Below are 6,000 nucleotides of genomic sequence, written 5' to 3' on the forward strand. Positions count from 1 at the left end.
TATACTTGGTATATATACTCTCTCTCACAATAAGAACGTAACTGCTTTACAGCACGCTGGGTATAGGAGAGCAAGAAAGCCCGTATCACATGTAGACCGCTGCATGTGATACGGGATTTTTTTGTAAGAAAAATCTTTATATCAAATGGTAGATATAAGATTATAAGTTTTTAGTAAAGGTAAAAAGAGCAGATGTTATAGGACGCATCTGCTCTTTTGTTATGAATATAGACTCTTATGAGATCTAACATGATTGTTTTATTTATATATATTGTCGCGGTACTCGTTCTGAGAATCCACAGAATATTTCGTATGGAATAGTAGAGGCAAGAGCGGCAATCTCTAGTGCAGAGATACTTTCATGACCTTGGGAACCTAGAAGAACTACCTTATCGCCTGGCTTTACGGTAATTGTATCTGGAACGGCGACCATGAATTGGTCCATACAAATGCGACCTACTACAGGGCAACGCGTACCATGAATCAGTACGGTACCTCGATTGGATAAACTACGAGGATAACCATCCGCATAGCCTACAGGAATGGTAGCAATCGTCATTGGCTCAGCTGTGATATAGGTAGACCCATATCCGATGCCTTCGCCAGCAGGGATATGTTGCACATGAACAACTTCACTATGGAAGGATAAAACCGGCTTTAAGCCTAATCGATTTGGTACATCAAGGGATGGCATGATACCGTATTGAATAATACCAGGACGAGCATCTGTGAATAGACTATCTTTGACAGATAAAAGACCTGCACTGTTGGCGAGGGAGAAACGGTAATCTGCTTCTGGACGGAATGCCCGTATTTCATCTACCATGCGATGAAATTTTTGCGTTTGGCTATGGGCGTGTGATTGATCCGCCGCATCAGCATTGCTCATGTGGGAGAAGAATCCGTCTATTTCCAAATTTTCGTAGGACTCAATGCGTTTGATAAACTCAATGGCATCCTCAGGCTTGATACCGATGCGATGCATACCGGTATCAACGGCAACAGCAACGCGAATAATCATGTCGTGATTATCGGCTACTTTATCGAGGGCGTCTAAATCCGTAGATTCACAAACAGCAGGAATGGAATTCGTATCTGCCACAAGCTCAAAAGATTGTGGCCTTGTGAGACCTAATAGATAAATAGGCACCATAATACCTGCATTGCGAAGAGGTACAGACTCTTCCGGAATAGCAACGGCTAAGGATTCGTAACCTTCCTCCACAGCAATACGGCCCATCATAACGCTGCCGTGGCCGTAGCCATTGGCCTTGATAACAGCTGTAGATGTGCTCCACTCAGGCAAACTATCTTTAATTTTACGCAAATTCTCGCGAACGAGACTTGTATTTATGGTCAAATAGGTGGGTCTCATGGTATTCCTCAATTCTATATAACATTACTCTTATTTTATAACTTTTGGGGAATTACACAATACTTTTGTGAAAGTTATATACAGAAAAATGATTTTTACTTTGAATTTTATAGGATATATGAATATATTATATACAATAATTGTGAAAGTATACTAATTGATGTGAATAGATATGTTACTTACAGTACTAATTCATAGTATTAAATTATATAAAAAATAGTATAATTTATATAGAAGTAGTATTACATATATTTGAAGCTATTCAATTCATATGCTATTTGCTTTTACTAGAAAGTAAGAAATAAATTTACAGGCAAAGGGCTGTGTGTTGTTGGCATGTATTAAACAAGACACATGGAATACAACATGTATGTAGGAGGTTCTCATGAGTGAACGTGTAGTAGTGGTAAATGCAAGTAAAATGAATTACGACCATGCATTAGATTTTTCTGTATTATCTAGTGATGTAAAAGTTTACGAGGATAGTACAAATGCAGAGCTTATTGAACGCATTCAAGGTGCTCGCGTAGTAGTAACAAAAGAGATTCCTGTTACTGCTGAGTTACTTTCACAATTCCCAGATACAGTAAAGCTCATCGTAGAAGCTGGCACGGGTTATAATAATATTGACCTTAACGCAGCGAAAGCAAAGGGTATCACCGTATGTAATATCCCGGCCTATAGTACGGAACGTGTAGCGCATACAGTCATCATGATGATCCTCAATTTTGCATCCACTATGCAGCAACAAATCGGCATGCTTGCTAAAGGTGATCGCAGTAATTTCACAAAACATTTACAAGTGAGCCACACAGAAGTGAATGGTAAAACATTAGGTGTTGTTGGTGCTGGTCACATTGGTATGGAAGTGATCAAAGTAGCAAAAGCACTCGGTATGAATATTTTGGTTCATACACGCACACCAAAGGCTGATGGAGATGGTATTCGTTATGTAAGTCTTGATGAATTACTAGAAAATAGTGATTATATTACATTGCATTGCCCATTGAATGACCAAACTAAGCACATGATTAATAAAGAAACTATCGGTAAAATGAAATCTAGTGCAGTCATCATAAATACTGGTCGTGGTCCACTTATTAATGAAGCAGACCTTTGTGAAGCATTAGCGGCTAAACGCATTGCAGGTGCGGGTCTCGATGTACAAGAGGTAGAACCTCCAGCAGAGGATAGCCCTCTATATACATTAGATAATGTTATTCTTACACCTCATATGGGCTGGAAAGGTTTAGAAACACGTCAGCGTTTGGTAGGCATTATTCGTGACAATGTACAAGCCTTCTTTAAGGATGAACCAATTAATGTAGTATCTTGATAGAATTTAAATAATTATATAATAGGTTCTATAACGGCATGGAAGTAATTGTCTAATTTTGTAGGCGATTCTTTCATGCCGTTTTTTACCCACCATAACACCATTTCGACAAAACTACCTGAAATATGATTGATAATAAAGTCATCCGGTAGATTTGTATTTGCTTTACGGTTTTGATTGATGAAATATCCTTGCACCAACTCATTTAGATGATCTCTAAAATAGCGCAAAAAGATTTCGTTATTATCACTAGCTAGTAGTTCGAGGATTTTATTTTCATTTTGCTGTAAATGTTGTAATAAATGACCAAATACTGAGACTGGGTAAATACTTTGTTGATAAAGACCATGAGCATGAGGTAAATGATTAATACTATCTTTTATATGTAAAAACAAGTCTTCGCAGAGGGCTTCTAGTAATGCCTCTTTTGTGTCGAAATGAGCATAAAATGTGGTGCGGCCAATATCTGCGGCACTAATGATTTCTTGAACGGTGATTTTGTCATATGCCTTATTAGATAATAATTCGTTAAAAGCTATAAATATGGCTTTGCGAGTTCTTTTCTGTCTACGATCCATATTAACTCCTATCATACTTTTAGTACAAAACATCATATATGTTTCGTAATGAACATATATGATGTTTTATATATTGTATTAGAACCATAGGTTGATACAATTAAAGTGAACAAAGTGTTCGCTATCGTAATTATTGTACTGTAAGTATAGTCATAATTCAATTCATATTGATAGTGAAAGTCTGATAAGGGGATTGCTGTATGGTACATCGAATATATGATATATTATCTGGTTTATATATGACGATTTTAGCGGGGCTATTTTTACTACTTGATGGGATTCCGCATTTGATAGAGGAGTTTGGTGGACAGAGTCCGTTTCAAAATATATTCCCTTTTGAGCCTTCTTGGGTTACCGTTATTATTTGTGGTTTTCCTCTCGTGTATTTATCTATTCGAAGGATCGTATATAATAAGGGAATTAGTAAAATCTCATCAGCTCTATTGATTTCCATGGCTATGTTTGCAGCCGTTGCCATCGGAGATATATTTGCGGCTGGTGAGGTAGCGTTTATTATGGCTTTAGGCGCTCTCCTTGAAGAATCAACTACCGAGCGAGCAAAAAAGGGGTTAAAAAAGTTAATTTCATTAGCACCTGTTAAGGGTCGTAAAATACAAGATAACAAAGAAATAATGATTTCCGTAGAGTCTATACACAGTGGTGATTACTTGCGAATCTTTCCGGGCGAAACGATACCTGTAGATGGGCGAATCATTAACGGTGAAACAACGGTAGATCAATCCATTATGACAGGAGAGTCTATACCTGTTGATAAAACAATTGATGATGATGTATTTGGTGGAACTATTAACTGTTTTGGTGCCATAGATATTATAGCTACTAAAGTGGGCGAAGATAGTTCTATTCAAAAAATGATTCAGCTTATTCGAAATGCAGAACAGAAACAGGCTCCGATTCAGCGCATAGCTGATACTGTTGCTAGTCGATTGGTGCCTATTGCATTGTTGATTGCTTGCATAGGCTATCTAGTAACTGGAAATATCATTGTCGGTGTTACTGTGTTGGTAGTATTTTGTCCTTGTGCATTGGTGCTTGCTACACCTACTGCGGTTATGGCCGCTATTGGTCAAGCTACTAAACATGGCGTTATTATTAAATCTGGTGAAATTCTTGAAACTATGGGAAAAGTAGATACCATGGCATTTGATAAAACCGGCACATTAACACGTGGCCAGTTATCGGTTCAATCTATTTTGGCCGTTGATACAGATTATAGTGAGGTCGATATTCTTCAATTAGCTGCATCTGCAGAGGCTAAGAGCGAGCATCCTATTGGCAAGGCTATCGTTTCTCATGCCATACATCAAGATTTAGAAATACTTGATACTACTTCGTTTACGATATTCGTAGGAAGGGGCATTATTGCCGTAATAAACGGTGTTAAATTATATTGTGGTCATGAACGTTTTCTTGAGGAACATCATATTATTGTTGATGAAAGGGTTCAACAAAACGTTAATACATATCGAAGTGAAGGAAAGGTATCTATCATTATTGCAGATAAAAATCATATTATAGGTATTATTACTTTATCTGATACAATGCGACGAGATACGGCAGATATGTTGTCTGCAGTCTCTAGTCTAGCTATGAAAACAGTACTTCTTACGGGGGATAGTAAAGAAACGGCTACATATATTGGCAAAAAAGCAGGTATTTCTGAAATACATGCGGAGCTTTTACCTGGAGAAAAAGTGAGTATTATTGAAGAGTTGCAAGGAAAACACCACAAGGTTTGTATGGTTGGTGATGGAATTAATGATGCACCAGCTATGAAGACTGCTGATGTGAGTATTGCAATGGGGAGTATCGGTAGTGATATTGCCATAGAAACAGCTGATATTGCATTGATGAGTGAAGATCTTAGCAAAATTCCTTATATTAAGCGACTATCAGATGCTACGATTAGAACTATTAAATTTAGTATTGCTTTATCAATGGCCATTAACTGTATCGCTATTATTCTCTCATTACTTGAGGTTTTGACACCTACTACCGGTGCGTTAGTTCATAATGTGGGGTCCTGTTTGGTTGTCCTCATTGCAGCCCGTTTGTATGATAGAAAGTTTATATAAATGCAATAAGAGCCGTCCCCGGTTGTATGGGGGCGGCTCTATTGATTAGGGCTATCATAGATCAAGTCTTAATATATATATATTTATATATATCAAGGGAGGTAGTTATCCTCAAACTTGATTATGATTGATGTTGTGTTTTGATGGGACTCCACCAATGGCGTCTATAGGCCTTGATGCCTTCCACCACGGTTCTTGTCGCTTTGGCTGCAATATCTTTCGTTGCAGCGGGGATGCCCTCTAGGCGATAGGGAATACCTAACTCCTTATATTTAGCAGTACCCATAACGTGATATGGTAAGCAGTCAACGGCTTGTAAATTTTTCAGAGATCCTAGGAAAAAGCCTAGACGATAGTGACGATCGGCATTATCTGTAATCGTAGGGACTACTACGTGACGAACCCAAATCGGAACTTCCACGTCTGCCGTCAATCGAGCAAACCCGAGAATGGGTTCTAACGGTTTACCCGTTAACCATAAATGCTTGGCTGGATCGATTTCCTTAATGTCTAGGATGACGAGACTAGTCACACTGAGTAATTTACGGTATGCCACCTCCTGGTGGGGATCAAAACAAATTCCACTTGTATCTAAACAGGTATGGACGTTTCTTT

4 protein-coding genes and 1 pseudogene are annotated in these 6,000 nt (G+C 38.2%); 2 read left to right on the top strand and 3 right to left on the bottom strand.

Going from position 1 to position 6,000, the window contains the following annotated elements:
- Window positions 1–262: 262 nt before the first annotated feature.
- The gene (gene alr / locus RYO55_RS03180) at window positions 263–1,375 is read right to left on the bottom strand and encodes an alanine racemase (protein ID WP_314984147.1); all 1,113 of its coding nucleotides are present in this window, start codon (window positions 1,373–1,375) and stop codon (window positions 263–265) included.
- A gap of 385 nt (window positions 1,376–1,760) precedes the next feature.
- On the opposite strand from alr, the gene RYO55_RS03185 reads away from it, so the two are divergent.
- Window positions 1,761–2,711 carry a 2-hydroxyacid dehydrogenase gene (locus RYO55_RS03185; protein ID WP_024062772.1) on the top strand — a complete coding sequence of 317 codons (951 nt, stop codon included), beginning with the start codon at window positions 1,761–1,763 and terminating at the stop codon, window positions 2,709–2,711.
- A 14-nt stretch (window positions 2,712–2,725) separates the two neighbouring features.
- On the opposite strand, the gene RYO55_RS03190 is transcribed toward RYO55_RS03185, so the two are convergent.
- A complete protein-coding gene (locus RYO55_RS03190; RefSeq protein WP_278604646.1) occupies window positions 2,726–3,289 on the bottom strand; it encodes a TetR/AcrR family transcriptional regulator in 564 nt (187 codons plus the stop codon).
- A gap of 200 nt (window positions 3,290–3,489) precedes the next feature.
- Here RYO55_RS03190 and RYO55_RS03195 point away from each other — a divergent pair, with 200 nt between their 5' ends.
- On the top strand, window positions 3,490–5,385 hold the full coding sequence (locus RYO55_RS03195) for a cation-translocating P-type ATPase (protein ID WP_314984152.1): 1,896 nt from the start codon (window positions 3,490–3,492) through the stop codon (window positions 5,383–5,385).
- Window positions 5,386–5,506: 121 nt separating this feature from the next.
- On the opposite strand, the pseudogene RYO55_RS03200 reads toward RYO55_RS03195, so the two are convergent.
- Window positions 5,507–6,000, bottom strand: a pseudogene (locus tag RYO55_RS03200) (pyruvate formate-lyase 1-activating enzyme); the annotation flags it as partial.

It is taken from the genome of uncultured Veillonella sp., from assembly GCF_963551295.1.
Lineage (GTDB): Bacteria > Bacillota > Negativicutes > Veillonellales > Veillonellaceae > Veillonella.

What these genes read in the sequence shown, in the direction of transcription:
- RYO55_RS03190 (WP_278604646.1), bottom strand. Translation starts at nt 3,289, where the DNA reads ATGGATCGTAGACAGAAAAGAACTCGCAAAGCCATATTTATAGCTTTT.
- RYO55_RS03185 (WP_024062772.1), top strand. Translation starts at nt 1,761, where the DNA reads ATGAGTGAACGTGTAGTAGTGGTAAATGCAAGTAAAATGAATTACGAC.
- RYO55_RS03195 (WP_314984152.1), top strand. Translation starts at nt 3,490, where the DNA reads ATGGTACATCGAATATATGATATATTATCTGGTTTATATATGACGATT.
- alr (WP_314984147.1), bottom strand. Translation starts at nt 1,375, where the DNA reads ATGAGACCCACCTATTTGACCATAAATACAAGTCTCGTTCGCGAGAAT.